The sequence below is a fragment of the Methyloligella solikamskensis genome (genome assembly GCF_042676065.1).
Classification (GTDB): domain Bacteria; phylum Pseudomonadota; class Alphaproteobacteria; order Rhizobiales; family Methyloligellaceae; genus Methyloligella; species Methyloligella solikamskensis.
Genome location: NZ_JBHTJO010000001.1, coordinates 789,827 through 804,832 on the forward strand (window position 1 = coordinate 789,827; position 15,006 = coordinate 804,832).

Below are 15,006 nucleotides of genomic sequence, written 5' to 3' on the forward strand. Positions count from 1 at the left end.
GGATATGGATTATCTCGTCATCATTCTTCTGCAGCTGGCGATCACCGTCGCCAACTTGCTGCTCATCAGCGCGGGTCTCGCCGTCATCTTCGGCATGATGCGCGTTATCAACTTCGCCCATGGCGAGTTCCTCATGCTTGGGGGATACGCCACCATTATTTCCCATCACCACGGTCTGAATCTTTGGCTGGCGATATTCCTTGTCGCGCCATTGGTTGTCGGCGTCGTCGGGGCGATCGTCGAGTATCTCGTGATACGCCATCTCTACGGGCGCATGATCGACACGATGCTCGCCACCTGGGGCATCAGCCTGGTTCTGATCGGCCTCGTGACGGTCATCTACGGCAATTCCGTCTCCGGTATCTCGACCCCGCTGGGTAGCGTGAGCATCGGCCGGTTCAGCGTCGGGCTCTACGACCTCGTGCTGGTTGCCGTTGCGGTCATCATGACCGTTGCCGGGTGGCTTGTCCTGACGCGGACCTCGATCGGCCTGATCGCGAGAGCGACGATGCAAAACCGCGAAATGGCATCGGCGCTCGGCGTCGATCAGGGGCTGGTCTATCGCTTTACCTTCATCGTCGGCGCTGCCCTCACGGGCTTGGCCGGAGGCCTGATCGCCCCGATCACCGGCGTCGTGCCGACCATCGGAGCGACTTATCTCGCCAAGGCCTTCATCACCGTCATCTCCGGCGGCGCGGCCATCATCGCGGGCACCGTCTCCGCCTCCGTCCTGCTCGGCAGCATCAACACGATCATGTCGTTTCTCACCACACCCGTCCTGGCGGAGGTCGCGCTTCTGTTCGCCGCTGTGATCCTGCTGCGTCTGCTGCCTCAGGGCATCACCGGCCGTTTCTTCAGGAGGTCGCTGTGAAACCTGTATCGATCCTTGGATATGTCCTGCTTGCGGGCGCCGCGGCCTATGCGCTTCTGGTCGTGCCGGCAAGCGGGGACATGAGCCTGATGATCAATGGCTCGATCTACGCAACCTACGGCATCCTGGCTCTGTCTCTTGCGCTGGTCTGGGGGTTCGCTGGTATCCTGAGCTTTGGCCAGGCGTCTTTCTTCGGACTGGGCGGCTACGCCTACGCCGTCGTCGCTCTAAATTCCGGCGACACGACCCTGGCGGCGTTCGCAGCCATCGCCGTGGCCGCACTCTTCGCGCTCATGCTCGGATACTTCATGTTCTGGGGCCGGATCAGCGACGTTTATCTCGGTGTGATCACCTTGACGATCTCGCTGATCCTCTACCGCTTCTTCAATCAGACGGCGGGCTCGGAATGGACCATTGGCGTGGCGCCCCTCGGTGGGTTCAACGGCATCCCCTCCACGCCGATCCTCACATATATAGGGCAACCGGATCAGCCGTTATGGCCGGAGCAGATCTACGTCCTCGCCGTCCTGGTGCTGCTCTTCTTCTATGTTCTCAGCAAGGCGGTCCTGACCACACGCTTCGGCAGGATCGTCGTCGCCATCCGCGAGAACGAGCAGCGGGCGGAGCTGCTGGGGTATGATTCCAGATTTTACAAGCTCGGCATCTTCACCCTCGCCGGTGCGATGGCAGGGGCGGCCGGGGTCCTGTTCGCCAATTGCGTGTTCGTCAGCCCTAACATGTTCAACCTGCAAACCAGCAGCCAGCTGCTGATCTGGGTGATCGTCGGCGGGCTGGGCACGCTGGCCGGACCTGTCATGGCCTGCTTCCTCCTGCTCATGCTCTCGACCTATCTGGGCACGGTGAACAGCTCCGGCGGTCTCGCCTGGCTCGATCCGAATCTCGTGCTCGGCATTCTGCTTACCGCTGCCGTCCTCCTGTTCCCAAAAGGGCTGCTGCCCATGGTCACCGGGGTCGTCGAACGGCTGTTCCGGGCGATCACCGCTCGGCGCAGCGGCAGCTCCGTGACCGCCGCATCGACCGAGAGGCCAATGCCATGAACGATTTCTCAATCATGAAGACCGAGAAGCTGACCATGCGCTTCGGCAGCGTTGTGGCGGTGGATGGGGTCGATTTCAGCATCCGCGAGGGCGAGCTACGCTGTCTCATCGGCCCCAACGGCGCCGGCAAGAGCACATTCTTCAAACTTCTGACCGGCCAGCTTGTGCCGTCTTCGGGAACGGTTCGTTTCAAGAAGCGTCCGATCTCAGGACGTTCGGTGGCCGAGATCGCAAATGCCGGTATCGGCATCAAGACCCAGGTGCCGAGCGTGTTCGACAAGCTCAGCGTCGCGGCGGGTATCGAGCTGGCCGCGGCGCGAAAGCTACCGTCGGAGCTTGCCAAAAAGCGCACCGAGGAAGTGCTGGAACGGGTGGGGATCACTGCTCTGGCCAAGTCGCATGTTGGCGAGCTCGCCCATGGTCAGCGACAGCTCGTCGAGTTGGCTATGGTCGTCGCGCCGGCGCCCGATCTCATCCTTCTCGACGAGCCGGCGGCCGGCATGACCGGCAGCGAGGTGGAGCATATCGGCGAGCTCATCGTCGAGCTCGCCCGGTCGAGCGCCGTCGTCGTCGTGGAGCACGACATGGAGTTCATTCAGCGCATCGCTCAATCCGTCACCGTCTTCAATCAGGGCGCGATCCTCACCGAAGGCCCCGTCGAAAAGGTACTCGCGGATCCGCGCGTGCAAGACGTTTATCTCGGGAAGGCAGCAGCATGAATCTGCTCGAAGTCGACGGGCTGGGATCCGGCTATCAAAGCATTCCTATCCTTCGTGACGTTTCCTTCTACGTGGTGGAAGGGGAGTTCCTGGGCATCCTCGGCCATAACGGCATGGGGAAGAGCACTCTTTTGAAGACGATCAGCGGTGAGATCAAAGCGACCAGCGGGACGATCTCCTTGGGCGGAACCGACGTGACTGCGATGCCGGCCCATAAGCGCGCGAGGAGCGGCATCGGCTTCGTCCCCCAGGGCAGACGCATCTTTCCAGGTTTGACCGTGCGGGAAAATCTCGAGGTTGCCGCCTTGGCTGCCGGAAAGAGCCCTGCGGTCGTGGACGAGGTGCTAAAGAGCTTTCCGAGGCTGATGCCGATCCTGGACCGGGCGGGGGCCGTCCTCTCCGGCGGCGAGCAGCAAATTCTCGCCCTTGCAAGATGTCTATGTGGCGGGCCGCGGCTCATTCTTCTGGACGAGCCGACGGAGGGAATTCAGCCGTCGATCCGCGCGGAGATCATCGATCTCCTGAAGGAGCTGGGGCAGAAGCACGCCTTTGCCATGGTGCTCGTGGAGCAGAACGAGCAGTTCCTCTCCAGTCTCTGCGAACGCACATATGTGTGTGAGAAGGGCAGGTTGAAGGAGCCCGAATTCGTTGCAGACGGAATTGGCTGAGCAGCCGGTCCTGAGGTGCACTTCGATGTCCCGACCCGTATTCTCGAAGCACACGAGGCTCAGCATCGAAAATGGGGGCCCGGTTGCCAGCGGACGCGGAAGGCCGCTGCACCCGGATTGCCCTCAGCTTCCCCTCGGCGTGTTGACCCAGATGATCTTGGTTCCTTCGGCGCTTCGGCAGCGCCAGGAATGGGGGCGGTCGGTACGAAAATTGATCGAGTCCCCTGCCGCCGCCCGATAAAGCTTCCCATCCACGACCAATTCGATCTCCCCCTCCAGGACGTAACCGAATTGCTCGCCTTCCCGGGTGGCCGGTTCGCCGCTGGAGGCATCGCTGGCCAAATGAAGGAGAGTGCACTCAAGCATGCGGCCGTCCGAGTTCGCCGCCAGCGGCTCAATGCGGCTTCCATCGCCGATCTGGGGATCGTCGAACGAAAGCCGCTTGGCCGCCGCCATGACAGGCGCGTCGGTGTCGCCTTCCTGTTCGAAGAGCTCGCTGACTGTGAATCCTAGAGCGGTGGCAAGTCTCTGCAAGGTCTTTAGCGACGGCGCGGCGCGGCCGTTCTCGATTCTGGAGAGCAGTGACTCTGAGCATTGGGCCAGATCGGCGACCTCCTTCAAGGTCCGGCCATGCAACCTTCTCGCAAAGCGAATCTTGCTTCCCAACTCCATGGGATTCCCCTTCCCGTGCACATGCCCGATATACGTCTCCTTGAACCGAAATCAAGCGAAAACACCATGGTTCTAGGGAACTCGCTTGGCATTTTGCGAACAGCGGGGCCAATTCAGCGAAATATCATTCGGCTATTCATCGGAATCTTGTTCCAGGTGGAAGCTCCGAATTCAAGGTTTCCCTGAACCTTGCAAAAAATTCAAGAAAGTTGTCGCCGCATGGTGCAAGACGGCAACAGCGCAATGACCAATTATTGACCAGAGGGGTTTGGCCTAACGATCTGGAATATATTGATATTGAGGTGGTTCGGCCCATATTTTCGGCGGTGCCGATTTATTCAACAGAGACTGCTAACTTTCACTTCATTCATGGCGCTTGACATATACGCATGGCTTTCGCAAACCAGAAGGCATCGCAGATCAACTGCAACTTCGGGGGATAAGCCAATGTATTTGTCAGTAGAACGCAGCAGCTCGACTGTCGGGTCCGCCACGCCTTCGGTGCTCGCCAGCGTCGCTTTGGTAACAGGCATCAATAATGCCTCCGGAGCGCCGGTGGCCCGACTGCTCCATGCGCCGGCTCAGCCGGTCTAACTGAACCTCACCTCAAATCTGAACGAACGACGTGGCGTTGCCGTCCCGCCGGACGCCGTCACCCGCGCGTCAAAGCGAGCTTGCCGCCGAGCAGGCGGACGAACGGAAAGGACCGAATAATGAAAGTCAGAGCAAACCCGAAAGGGACCGCCAAATACGCATCACGAATTTATTGGCTGGCATGGGCTATTGCCCTTTGCTTGGTACTAGCGCTGCCGGCGCAGCGCGCGCTCGCGGGCGGGACCTCCGCGCCGGGCTTCACCTCGGGGATTCCGATCTACGCGATCTTCCCCAAGGGGATGTACTATCTCAACCAGACCTTGTCGAATGAGCGTGAGGTCGGCGAAGTGGACAACCGATCTAACGCCAATGTCTTCTTCTTCTACTATCAGAGCGATATTGAGATCGCGAATGGTCCACTTTCATTCGTCGTCGCGCCCACGGTTTTCGACGTGACCACAACGGCCGGCTATCACAACACTGGCCTCTACAACACCTACTTCGCGACTCAGATCAGTTGGGAGATCGCTGACGGTCTCTATGTTGGCGGCCGGCTAGGCGGCTATATTCCGCAGGAGGACGATATCGCCTACAATTATGGAACCATCGAGCCGCGGTTTGGTGCGACCTATCTCAAAGGCGGTTGGCAGGCGACGGCGAACTTCATGTTCGGGTTTCCGACCGGCGGCTCCGATGCGGATATCGCGCCGAACTACTTCGTCACGGATTTGTCGGTCACCAAGGCCTTTGGAAAATGGAGCGTGGGACCGGTGGCCCATGCGTCGGCTGATCTCGAAAGCCCGTATCCAGGCTATGAGGAGCAGAGCCAGTTCGCCTTGGGGGGGGCTTGTTGGCTACGATTTCGGGGGCGCAAGCTTACAACTGAAGCTGACCCGGGATATCACCGAAGAGAACTATGGGGGCAAGGAGACCGCCGTCTGGACCAATCTGTTGGTCAAACTTTGGTAAGAAAGTTCGGCGTTCCCGTGGATTTGGTCCATGGGGACGCCGCTCTCTAGAGCGACCTTAGGATGGTCCTCTTGCAGCGATTTAGTCCATCTTTTCCCATAGGCAGTCGTCTCCGTGAGGATGCGAGGCCCGCTGCCCCGCTGAGAGTTAGCTAGGGGATGCCCCGCTAAGGTATCTTTGGCAGAACGGTGCGCCGGTAAATGGCGGCACAATATCTGACGGCTCCGTGCGCGTCCTCACCGATGATGGGGGGCTCATCCAATGGACCAAAAGACGCGCCCGGTTTTCGGAAGCGGCCTGGCTCATCTGTTGGCGGCAGGACAAGATTTTTCCGATGCCGATCTTCTATTGGAAACGACACTGCTTTAACTAGCACATTTCCTAGCACACATAGCATTCCTAGAGATAATAAGCTTTCGAAAACAATTTTTTATTGGGTCCGTCATTCGTCTCATAACCTGAAGGTCGCAGGTTCAAATCCTGCCCCCGCAACCAACTTTGTAGACTCCCGAAAATCGCCGCCCTTCCGGGGCGGCTTTTTCGTTTCGGCGGCCAGGCTCAGGATACCGGCCAGATCGCCGTGCAGGTCGATGGCCATGGTGGTTTTGGAGCCTTCCGGCTGCGGATGCAGCACGATCTTATCGACTAGGTCCCGGATGATGGCGACCGCCTCATGGCGATGGTCTTCATCGGCCAGAGCGTCGTGCAAGCGGTCAACTTCCTTGCGGTAGTGCTCAGCCATGTTCGGATGCAGCAGTGCCGGCGGCTCTTCCGTCTCATCGATCAGGCGCTGCAGCTCTGCCTTTCGCCGTTCAAGATTGAGCATGCGCTCTTTGACCTGGGAGGCCGGCACGCCGTCCGTGATGGCATCGATCAGCCGGTCGGTGTTTCTGGTCACCTTGCTCAGCTCGGCCTGATAGCCGGCAAGCTGACTGGTTGCTTCGATGCGCAGCTTGTTCATGTGACGCGTGTACTCTTCACAGAAAAGCGCGAACAGCTCGGGCTCCATCAAATGATGGGCGAGCGCATCGAAGATCGTTGCCTCTAGCAGATCACGGCGCATGGTGCGGCGGTTATCGCAGGTGCCCTTGTTTCGCGCATTGGCGCAGCCGACCCGCACACCGTTGAGGTTGACAATCCCGCCGCCGCAGACACCGCAACTCATCAGCCCGGAGAACAGATAGCGCGGACGCTTGCGGTCCCAAAAGCCGCTCGTGTTCCAATCTGCTTTTTGTGAGTCTTGCCGTGCCTTCACGGCCTGCCACAGATCATCGTCGATGATCCGCAGTGCCGGCGCGTCCTGGATGATCCAGTCCTTTTCCGGGTTCAGACGCGAAACGCGCTTTCCCGTCTCCGGGTCTTTGATATAGCGCAGCCGGTTCCAGACGAGCCTACCGATATAAAGCTCGTTATTGAGAATGCCGGTGCCGCGTTGACGGTTGCCGTGAATGGTTGACGGTCCCCAGCCCTTATTGCCCCTTGAGCCCGAAGGGCCGGCAATCTTTTCGGCATTGAGGTCTTTGGCGATCGCGCGCGGAGACCTTCCGGCGGCATATTCGCTGAAGATGCGACGGACGATATTGGCTTCGGTGTCATTGATGGTGCGCTCGCCACGCTGCGGTGTCCCGTCTGACGCTACCTTGCGCACCACATCATAGCCGTAGGAGTTGCCGCCGCCCGACTTGCCGGCCTCGACACGTCCGCGCAGGCCGCGCCGTGTCTTATCGGCAAGGTCTTTGAGAAAGAGCGCATTCATCGTGCCTTTCAGGCCGATATGTAGATCAGAGATATCACCTTCGGACAGGGTGATGATCTGGACATCAGCAAAGCGCATGCGCTTGTAGAACGATGCGATGTCAGCCTGATCACGTGACAAGCGATCCAGAGCCTCGGCAACAACGATCTCGAATTTGCCGGCAAGTGCATCTTCGATCAGCCGCTGAATGCCATGGCGCAGCATCGAAGCGCCCGAGGTGGCGTGGTCTTTGTATTGGCCGGCGATTTCCCAGCCTTCGGCTTCAGCGCGTTCCTTACACAGCCGGAACTGATCCTCGATTGAGGCCTCTTGCTGCTGGTCGGAGGAGTAGCGGGCATAGATGGCGACGCGAGTCATTGATCGTTCCCTCCGCAGGGGCGTGGGCGGCTTTGCTGATCGTGTTCGGATTGCAGAGCGGCATAGTCGCGTTCGGCAGCGCGCTTGGCAAGATAGCGCACCAGGTCAGAGAGGCGCTCAAAGCTCTCCCGTCTATCCTGGGCCGTCTTCTGATTTTGCCGCGCCTGTTCCATGTCTCCGTTATGGAGACGAAGGGCAGAATCCACACGGTCACGACCTGGTCACGCCGGAAGCCTTTCTCACAGCGCCGTAACAGATAGAGTTAATATTATGTTAAATAGTTGTATAGGATAATAAATATACAACCTTTGATTATATACCTATTGAAGAGAGGCCTGAATCATGGATATGCCAAAGTATATAAACCTAAACCAAGCGCGTCTGTTGCTGGATAAAATGGGCGTCAATCTATCCGACAGACAAATCAAGCGGGCGGCAGAGCCGGATGTACATGGGCGGCGCAAGCTGCCCTTTTTTATTGATCCGAGTGATGGAAAACTGAAGATAGAGCGCGGTTCACTGGTGCGAATTTACAATCAGTTGCAAGTAGACGCTGAAAAGAACTTGCGTGAATAAAGCAACTGTGATTCTTTATAAGGATACTGAAATTGATTTTATATGTCAGATATTAGGAAGCGGGTAGGTAGCAAAGGCACCACGTACCAAGTCCGATACCCCAGCACGAAAACCAAATCGGGCTACGCATACGCCACCTTCAACACCATGAAGGAGGCGAGGGCTTTTCGTGAGGACGCCGCGGCGCGGCAATCCTTAGAAGCTGCATCTCAGCCGCTCTCAGTTAGCGAAGGCGTACAAATCTGGCTCGATGTTTGTGAGAAGGAAGGACGGGGCGGCCGCAGTCCGGTAACGACCTACACGCTGAAAACCTATCGCTATCGTGCTGAGATCATCAAAGCATATGACTGGCCTAAGCCACTCAATGAGCTGACAGCCCCGGATGTCGTGGAGTTCCGATCATGGCTTCTCAAAAACCATAGCCGCGATCAGGCTCGCAAAGTCCTATCTTACTTTCATTCTATGGTGCTCGAACTTGTCAATCGCGGCCAGCTAAAGCATGACTTCGCCGCGGGTGTGCGGGTCACTGCGGCATCCCGTTACGACGAGCCGGTGCAAATCCCTACTGAGCGTGAAATTCATCAGCTTCTCTCGGCTGCCGATCGGCTTGCGAACCATCGCAACCAACAGATCGCTAAGACGTGGGAACGCTACCGCCCGATGCTGTACCTTGCTGTGGACAGCGGTATGCGGCCCCAAGAGTATCTCGTTCTGCCGCGAGAAAATCTGACTGACCGCGGCGTCACAGTGGACCGCGCCCTCGACGCCGGAGGCAAACACATATCCGCCACCAAGACGGCAGCAGGTCGCCGCTTCATCGATCTCAGTCCCGACACCATCGATATGGTCAAGCACTATGCCGATCACATTGCCCCCCCGAACAAGTTCGACCTAGTCTTCCCAACTGCAAACGGAACCTGGCTCAGCTCAAACAACTGGCGTCGAAGAGGTTTTCAAACGGCGTGTGTGGAAGCTGGGCTCGTCGAAGAAGAGGAAATAGACGGCGAGACGGTCGCAGCGCCTAAGTACAAGCCTTACGACCTCAGGCACTTCTACGCATCGATGTTGATTGCGAATCGCGTCAATCTGAAAAGGATTCAGAGGTTGATGGGTCACTCGGATATTCAGACCACCCTGAATATTTATGGCCATGTAATAGAGCGTGTCGAATGGGAAGAACAGGAGCAGACTTGCTTGATTGCGTCGATGTCTCGAAAGTCATGTGGCAAATCTGTGGCAAGTTCTCCCTAACCCTTAGAACCCAAGGCTTTTAGTCAGGACTGAAAATCCTTGTGTCGGTGGTTCAAATCCGCCCCGAGGCACCATTTAAAATCAATGACTTAGCACGCAAACACTAAGAGAAACAGCGTTTAGAGGTGTCTTTTGCCACAAAATGCCACCCCTCTGTAACCCGCAAGAATCCGCCATTCTCTTATTTGAGCTTTTTCGCCTTGTGGCAAGTTTGTGGCAACAATACTCTCTGGGTTATTATGGAGGCGAGGCTCTATGGTTGCTCTAAAGCGCTCCGAAATGCGTTTGATTGATGAAATATTCGAAATGGGTGGCGGTTATGTGCTCGATTTCTCCAACCGCAGTTTCGCTGAATTTTTCGAGGACGAGTTCGGAATCGACATTTACAGCGGCAAGTACGACGCGCGTGGGACTTCCAAAGCAAACCACCTGCGCTCCCTAATCGAGCTTGAGGACGGATATTTCGTTGGACAGGTATTGCGAAAGCTATGGGCTTACCGGGGCGACATGCGCGGGCCACAGCACATCGGCACGCAGGAAGATATGCGCGATCAGGAGAAGCTGTTCGGGCTGATCCAAAAGATCGAAGCGGGCACGCGAGCGCCGGTTACGACTTCACTGTCCGGCGCGGCCGGCATTCTGAATCTCGATACGGTATCGCGCGATCTGCAACGTGCGCTCGATAGCGCCAAGACCGACCCTGAAGACGCAGTGACGGCTGCCTGTTCGACCGTCGAAAGCGTCTGCCGTTCCATTCTTGTCGAGTTAGGTGAACCGCTCCCTGCAAAGAAAGATATCAAAGGGCTCTTCAATGCCGTAAAGAAACCGCTCGGTCTTTCGCCGGATCGCACCGACATCGATCCGCAGATTACAGACGACGTGCGCAAGGTCCTGGGCGGTCTAGCCACCGTCATTGAAGGCGTTGGGGCGCTGCGTACCCACGGCGGCGATGCCCATGGTCGCGAACGGGGCTACACCCGGATCGATCAGCGCATTGCCAGTCTGGCCATCCATGCGGCAAGCACCGCTGCGCTCTTTCTGATCGAAACCTGGCAACGCAAGTTCCCGAGCCGTGAATTGCCACGCGCTGTCGAAGAGTAATGGAAGCGCCCCCTTACGGGGACGCTACCGGCTGCAGGTGGCGGGAAAGCCGGCGATTCAGTTCGCGCTGGACATTCTCGTGTGAAGCGATCGCATTGCTGCGCTGGTGTGAACCAGCCTTGCTGCAGGCAAGCTCTTGGTCGATTGCGGCGAGCAGCGAAAACAGCTCGGCGATGCTGTGGGTTTTGAGTTCCTGGGCCAAAATCAGACGGCTCATTGTCTCCTCCTTTGTCTGGAGGCCCCGCCCATCGGGACCTTTCCTGGAGGAGCGCGGAATCCGTTCCGCATAGGCGCAGCGCACCTTTAGGCCGCAACGAAAGTGGAGGAGCTTCGTCACTTGTGACGAACGCTTGCGCCTGATGCCTATCAGGGCGGTATCCCGGTTTTCAGAAAGGTTCTGTGGCGGTAGTCGTCAGGGTAGGAGGAGAAGTCGAGCCTGCTGGTTATGGCTCTGGTACGCGAAGCGCGCAGGACAAATGAGTTGCTTTCCGCTGCTCGCGCTTAGGCGCAAGAGTCACTGCCTAAAGCCGGACTGACTGCATCCGGGGCGGCATTAATCGCTGTAGTCAAAAAAGTATTCTCTCTGCAACCGGCTGACAATGTGAATGAAGGCGTGCTTGCACTCCCAGCTTGTTCCGGGCTCGTCTATCCGGTTGGCGCTCCAATCACCATCATCGCCCTGAGCCTCAACCGATGCGCGAATGGTTTCGCAGCCCTCCTGGCGAAGCTCAGACTCGATCATCGTTTCGAGCTCGGAGGCGGTGCTTCTCTGTCTTTGGTCCATATCTCCTTATAGGCTGAGTCGGCCCGCTTTCTGCAATCCGCCTGCCGCTTGCCGAACCCGCGATCAGTTGTGCTTTGAGTCGCTTCGCTCATGTTTCTAGCGATAGGAGGCAGGCGGCGCTTGTTCTCGAAACGTGCGGTGGTGTTTCGGGATTTCGCTAAACGCGCGCCATTGGTCTGCTTCCGCCGTTTTCAAGAGGGATTGCTCTTAATCGACGCCAACTTGGCCGCCTTTGCCGCAGCTGCAACAGCTTGCCCGCTCCATTCGCGTGCGCTCCCGTGTGAGCTGTTCCCCTGGCGGTGCAGCTAGCGGACTGCAGCCGTCCTGATCAGTGGGCGTAAAGAGCAACCCACTTGAAAAGGAGAAAGACAATGACACGTGATAAAAACCAAAACACAAGCACCAACCGCGAATCCAAAGCGCCGGCCTTTATCGCCTGGCACGTTTCAGAGCGGGACGAGAAGTCCTTCTGGAGCCGTATCGGCGCGGCCTGGGATCACAAGGACGGCGAGGGCATGACCCTTCAGCTGGAAACGGTTCCGATGAACGGACGCATCGTTCTTCGCAAGCCGCAGGCTGATGAGGACGCTGGTCAGTCCTAATCCGAAGAGGGGTGCAAAAGATGCGCCCCTCTTTTTCTTAGCCACGCACTTGACCTTAAAGCTTAAACCCGTATAGATAATTTCTATAACAATAAAAAGGATGTATTAATGCTTGTATTAAGAGATATATTTCATTTTAGACTGCGCTCTAAACAGATAAACTTGTTGGCTGCCATAGAGAAAGACGATATTTCCAAGATGGAGGGGATTCTCTCGGAAGGCCTTAACCCGAACCGGGTACTGGCTCTGCCGGTCAAGGAGCACCGTGTGCCGCCGTTATTTTTCGCAGCGTTGACTGGCAAGAAGGACGCGGCTGCCCTCCTACTTCGGTACGGCGCGGATGCGAATTACGCCGACGACAACGGGTACACCGCACGTGACCGTGCCGTCGAGTTTGGCCATAGTGAAGTGGCAAACATGCTTGCGAAAGCTGAGCTCGCGCAGTCGAATGGCAAAGGTCCCCAGCCGCCGCAACCAAAATGATCTCGCGTTGACACCAGGGCCTTCGCGTTATTGACTTGCTCGCAGGCCGGGGGCAGTCATGGCAACGCTTCCAGACATAAGCGAGTCTGAACTTGATTCTCTGAGCGAGGTTCAGCTCACAGCTCATTCTAAAGAATACTTGACCACGGGCGATCACGAGATCGCGCGCTATTATCAGGAAGAGCTCTTAATGCTGGGTGGCCAGCCGGTATTCGGAGCGCCCGGCTTGTCCCCCGAGGAACTAAAGAAGCAAGCAAAGGCGCTGTCGCGCGCTGTCAAACGTTTCGCAGACAAACACATGGAGAAGCTGAGAGAGCTCTGCGTCCGCTTCGACTATTGTGCGAAGATGGCACAAGCTGCGGGCAGGTTTCAAAACGAGCTTCCAGTCCTCAAAGGTCTCGCTGAATTCGGCTCGTTCAGCATGCTCGGTGCACCTGTCTTCAGCCTGAGCTGGTACCTCATGAAGTACAGGGTCCTCGACAAGTATATTTGCCAGTGCGACCAGCAGGGCGCCGCGCCTGCACCCTGAGTCGTGCAGCTTCCTATCCTCACGGGTTACAGCTTCCTAATGCCAGTCAATCGGCATGATGCGGACATAGCTGCACTGGCCGTTTACCGGGCGGCCATGGCGCCAGCCCTGAATGCCGATATAGCGGCAATCGCTGTAGGTGACGCACTGGCCGTAGGCCTTGTGACACCGATAGGCGATCATCAGGTGCGGCGTGCCGTAGATCAGGCCCAAGCTGATTATGACCAGAAGCAGCCAGGTCTTAATCCGCGGGCGGATAAGCCAGCGCAGGGCGGGACCGATGGCGATGCGGCCTCGGTTGGGAGTGATCCGGCGCGCGCCGGTAACGGTGACCTCAAAGTCAGACATTAGCTTCCTCCTTCTTTTGATAGGTGAGCGTGACAAGCGGTTTGCTTTGCGGATGCGCCCCTTCGACAGGGTTGGGCGCAGCCCAATGGTTCCAGGGCGCGACATCCCAGAAGGCGACTTTGTCGGCCAGCACCGGCGGCAGGCTTTTGACCAGCAGGAGCTGCTTGATTGCCGGTAGCTGACGGATTTCATCGGCGGAGAGCAGGGGACGTCCGGTTTCGCCGAGCGTTTCACCGACCTGATCGTCAGCCTCGCGGCCAAGATTGAAGCTCTTGGTCTTCATCGTCCTGGTGCCGAGCTGGCTTGAAAGCGCTTTGGCCAGCTCCGGGTTCTGGACGGCGAAGAACTGTTTGACCTCGGCCTGCGAGGCGATGGTCTCGGTGGTTTCGCGGCCATAGACGCGGCGCAGATCAGCAAGCTCCTGGACGATCATCCAGACCCGCACGCCCAGACCCGGCAGCGCGGTCAGGCTCTCGGCGAGACCGGCGAGCTTGCCCATATTGGCGAACTCATCGAGCATGAACAGCACGGGGGAGCTGCCCTGGGTCCGGCCCACGGCGTCGATCGCCTGCTTGGTCAGCAGACCAAGCCATGCGCCGTGCGTGGCGATCCGATCCGGCGGAATGACGAGATAGATCGAGACCTTTCCGGTTTTCAGCTCGCGGAAAGAAAAGTCCGAGCCCATCACGCTTTCGCCGACATACCCGTTGGGATCAAAGATCGACACCGCCTGGGCCGCGCCTTCGCGGAAATCCCCGAACTGCTCGGGCGTATCCGCCATCACTGCCGACAGGTCGCTCGCGAAATCAGCCACGACGCCGTGAAGCGCCTCGCTGCCTGCCATGGCGATCAGCGTGTCTTTGAGGCGCGTGACGTTCTGAATCGTGCGCCACAGCTCGGGCAGGGTGCATTTTTCGGGCTGACCCCGCGTTGCGAAATGCAGCATCAAGGCGCGCAGGATTTTGCGGCTGCCTTCCCGGAAATACCGGTTCTTCGCATCATTGGGCTCGGGCACCAGCTGCAGGGCGATCGCCGACGCATCTTCGATCAGCCCGCGCCGGAGGTGTTCATCGGCAGCTGCTTCGACCAGTCCCTGCAGCGGGTTGAAGCGATGCTGCGGCAGGCCGTGCAGTCCCCACGGGTTCAGCACGATGACTTTCTGGCCGAAGGTCTGGGCGCGGTGCGCGGCCGTAACGGCGGCAAGCTCGCCTTTGGGGTCAGTGATGAACACGCTGCCCTGGAAATGCAGCAGGTTCGGAATGACCACCGTAATGCCCTTGCCCTGGCGGGCGGGCGCGACGGTCAGCAGATGAGCTTTGCCATCGTAGAAGAGGGGCACGCCATCCTGAGCGCCGAGGAACAAACCGGCCGGATGTGTGAGGCCACTGGCCTGCAGATCATCCAGGCCGGCAAAGCGCGCATTGCCGTAGGTGCCGGAAGGCAGCGCGGCAGCTTCGCGGTCACGTTTGACTTTGAGTTCGCGCTGGAAAGTCTGCGTGCCTTTGAGGACGGTGACGCCGCCGAGAAAACCGCAAAGACCGGAAGCGATCCATTGCTGGGCGTAGGCTGAGCCCTCCGGCCACAGCCAGTAACCCAATCCCATCAACCCGAAACCGAATGCGATCTCGGCATAGGATTTGGGTTCTTTGCGCTGCGTGTTCATATTCA

The 15,006-nt window shown here is 58.1% G+C and carries 17 protein-coding genes and 1 tRNA gene; 12 read left to right on the forward strand and 6 right to left on the reverse strand.

What is annotated here, in order from left to right:
* The first annotated feature begins 4 nt into the window (after positions 1 to 4).
* The 4 genes from ACFQ2F_RS03840 to ACFQ2F_RS03855 are packed head-to-tail and all read left to right on the forward strand — an operon-like array spanning position 5 to position 3,316.
* Positions 5 to 871 carry a branched-chain amino acid ABC transporter permease gene (locus tag ACFQ2F_RS03840; RefSeq protein WP_379085934.1) on the forward strand — a complete coding sequence of 289 codons (867 nt, stop codon included), beginning with the start codon at positions 5 to 7 and terminating at the stop codon, positions 869 to 871.
* Entirely contained in the window at positions 868 to 1,929 is a 1,062-nt protein-coding gene (locus tag ACFQ2F_RS03845; protein ID WP_379085937.1) for a branched-chain amino acid ABC transporter permease, read from the forward strand. The genes ACFQ2F_RS03840 and ACFQ2F_RS03845 overlap by 4 nt, the downstream gene beginning before the upstream one ends.
* Positions 1,926 to 2,648: an ATP-binding cassette domain-containing protein gene (locus ACFQ2F_RS03850; protein WP_379085940.1), complete on the forward strand. Its 723-nt coding sequence runs from the start codon at positions 1,926 to 1,928 to the stop codon at positions 2,646 to 2,648. Before ACFQ2F_RS03845 ends, ACFQ2F_RS03850 begins: the two co-directional genes overlap by 4 nt.
* Positions 2,645 to 3,316 carry an ABC transporter ATP-binding protein gene (locus tag ACFQ2F_RS03855; RefSeq protein ID WP_379085943.1) on the forward strand — a complete coding sequence of 224 codons (672 nt, stop codon included), beginning with the start codon at positions 2,645 to 2,647 and terminating at the stop codon, positions 3,314 to 3,316. Before ACFQ2F_RS03850 ends, ACFQ2F_RS03855 begins: the two co-directional genes overlap by 4 nt.
* Before the next feature lie 123 nt (positions 3,317 to 3,439).
* On the opposite strand, the gene ACFQ2F_RS03860 is transcribed toward ACFQ2F_RS03855, so the two are convergent.
* Positions 3,440 to 3,988 (reverse strand): helix-turn-helix domain-containing protein, encoded by a 549-nt coding sequence (locus tag ACFQ2F_RS03860; protein ID WP_379085946.1) that lies wholly within the window; start codon positions 3,986 to 3,988, stop codon positions 3,440 to 3,442.
* 713 nt (positions 3,989 to 4,701) lie between these two features.
* Here ACFQ2F_RS03860 and ACFQ2F_RS03865 point away from each other — a divergent pair.
* Positions 4,702 to 5,601: a hypothetical protein gene (locus ACFQ2F_RS03865; protein WP_379085949.1), complete on the forward strand. Its 900-nt coding sequence runs from the start codon at positions 4,702 to 4,704 to the stop codon at positions 5,599 to 5,601.
* 401 nt (positions 5,602 to 6,002) lie between these two features.
* Here ACFQ2F_RS03865 and ACFQ2F_RS03870 read toward each other — a convergent pair whose 3' ends face one another.
* The gene (locus ACFQ2F_RS03870; RefSeq protein WP_379085952.1) at positions 6,003 to 7,664 is read right to left on the reverse strand and encodes a recombinase family protein; all 1,662 of its coding nucleotides are present in this window, start codon (positions 7,662 to 7,664) and stop codon (positions 6,003 to 6,005) included.
* A gap of 342 nt (positions 7,665 to 8,006) precedes the next feature.
* Between ACFQ2F_RS03870 and ACFQ2F_RS03875 the strand changes: the two genes are divergently transcribed.
* The 4 genes from ACFQ2F_RS03875 (at position 8,007) to ACFQ2F_RS03890 (ending at position 10,592) form a co-directional block, all read left to right on the forward strand.
* On the forward strand, positions 8,007 to 8,240 hold the full coding sequence (locus ACFQ2F_RS03875) for a hypothetical protein (RefSeq protein ID WP_379085955.1): 234 nt from the start codon (positions 8,007 to 8,009) through the stop codon (positions 8,238 to 8,240).
* Positions 8,241 to 8,282: 42 nt separating this feature from the next.
* On the forward strand, positions 8,283 to 9,491 hold the full coding sequence (locus tag ACFQ2F_RS03880; protein WP_379085958.1) for a tyrosine-type recombinase/integrase: 1,209 nt from the start codon (positions 8,283 to 8,285) through the stop codon (positions 9,489 to 9,491).
* Positions 9,449 to 9,565 (forward strand) — tRNA-Phe (locus ACFQ2F_RS03885). Before ACFQ2F_RS03880 ends, ACFQ2F_RS03885 begins: the two co-directional genes overlap by 43 nt.
* A 205-nt stretch (positions 9,566 to 9,770) precedes the next feature.
* On the forward strand, positions 9,771 to 10,592 hold the full coding sequence (locus ACFQ2F_RS03890; protein WP_449288917.1) for an abortive infection family protein: 822 nt from the start codon (positions 9,771 to 9,773) through the stop codon (positions 10,590 to 10,592).
* A gap of 13 nt (positions 10,593 to 10,605) precedes the next feature.
* Here ACFQ2F_RS03890 and ACFQ2F_RS03895 read toward each other — a convergent pair whose 3' ends face one another.
* Both ACFQ2F_RS03895 and ACFQ2F_RS03900 read right to left on the reverse strand, forming a co-directional pair.
* Positions 10,606 to 10,809: a hypothetical protein gene (locus ACFQ2F_RS03895; RefSeq protein ID WP_379085964.1), complete on the reverse strand. Its 204-nt coding sequence runs from the start codon at positions 10,807 to 10,809 to the stop codon at positions 10,606 to 10,608.
* 336 nt (positions 10,810 to 11,145) lie between these two features.
* The gene (locus ACFQ2F_RS03900) at positions 11,146 to 11,376 is read right to left on the reverse strand and encodes a hypothetical protein (RefSeq protein WP_379085967.1); all 231 of its coding nucleotides are present in this window, start codon (positions 11,374 to 11,376) and stop codon (positions 11,146 to 11,148) included.
* Positions 11,377 to 11,747: 371 nt separating this feature from the next.
* Here ACFQ2F_RS03900 and ACFQ2F_RS03905 point away from each other — a divergent pair, with 371 nt between their 5' ends.
* The 3 genes from ACFQ2F_RS03905 (at position 11,748) to ACFQ2F_RS03915 (ending at position 12,990) form a co-directional block, all read left to right on the forward strand.
* The gene (locus ACFQ2F_RS03905; protein WP_379085970.1) at positions 11,748 to 11,978 is read left to right on the forward strand and encodes a hypothetical protein; all 231 of its coding nucleotides are present in this window, start codon (positions 11,748 to 11,750) and stop codon (positions 11,976 to 11,978) included.
* A gap of 108 nt (positions 11,979 to 12,086) precedes the next feature.
* Positions 12,087 to 12,461 carry an ankyrin repeat domain-containing protein gene (locus ACFQ2F_RS03910; protein ID WP_379085973.1) on the forward strand — a complete coding sequence of 125 codons (375 nt, stop codon included), beginning with the start codon at positions 12,087 to 12,089 and terminating at the stop codon, positions 12,459 to 12,461.
* 58 nt (positions 12,462 to 12,519) lie between these two features.
* On the forward strand, positions 12,520 to 12,990 hold the full coding sequence (locus ACFQ2F_RS03915; protein ID WP_379085976.1) for a hypothetical protein: 471 nt from the start codon (positions 12,520 to 12,522) through the stop codon (positions 12,988 to 12,990).
* 36 nt (positions 12,991 to 13,026) lie between these two features.
* Here ACFQ2F_RS03915 and ACFQ2F_RS03920 read toward each other — a convergent pair whose 3' ends face one another.
* Together ACFQ2F_RS03920 and ACFQ2F_RS03925 are read right to left on the reverse strand one after the other, a co-directional pair.
* Positions 13,027 to 13,338, reverse strand: coding sequence for a hypothetical protein (locus tag ACFQ2F_RS03920; RefSeq protein ID WP_379085979.1), 312 nt, complete (start codon positions 13,336 to 13,338; stop codon positions 13,027 to 13,029).
* A complete protein-coding gene (locus ACFQ2F_RS03925) occupies positions 13,331 to 15,001 on the reverse strand; it encodes a type IV secretory system conjugative DNA transfer family protein (protein WP_379085982.1) in 1,671 nt (556 codons plus the stop codon). Before ACFQ2F_RS03925 ends, ACFQ2F_RS03920 begins: the two co-directional genes overlap by 8 nt.
* Positions 15,002 to 15,006 lie beyond the last annotated feature (5 nt).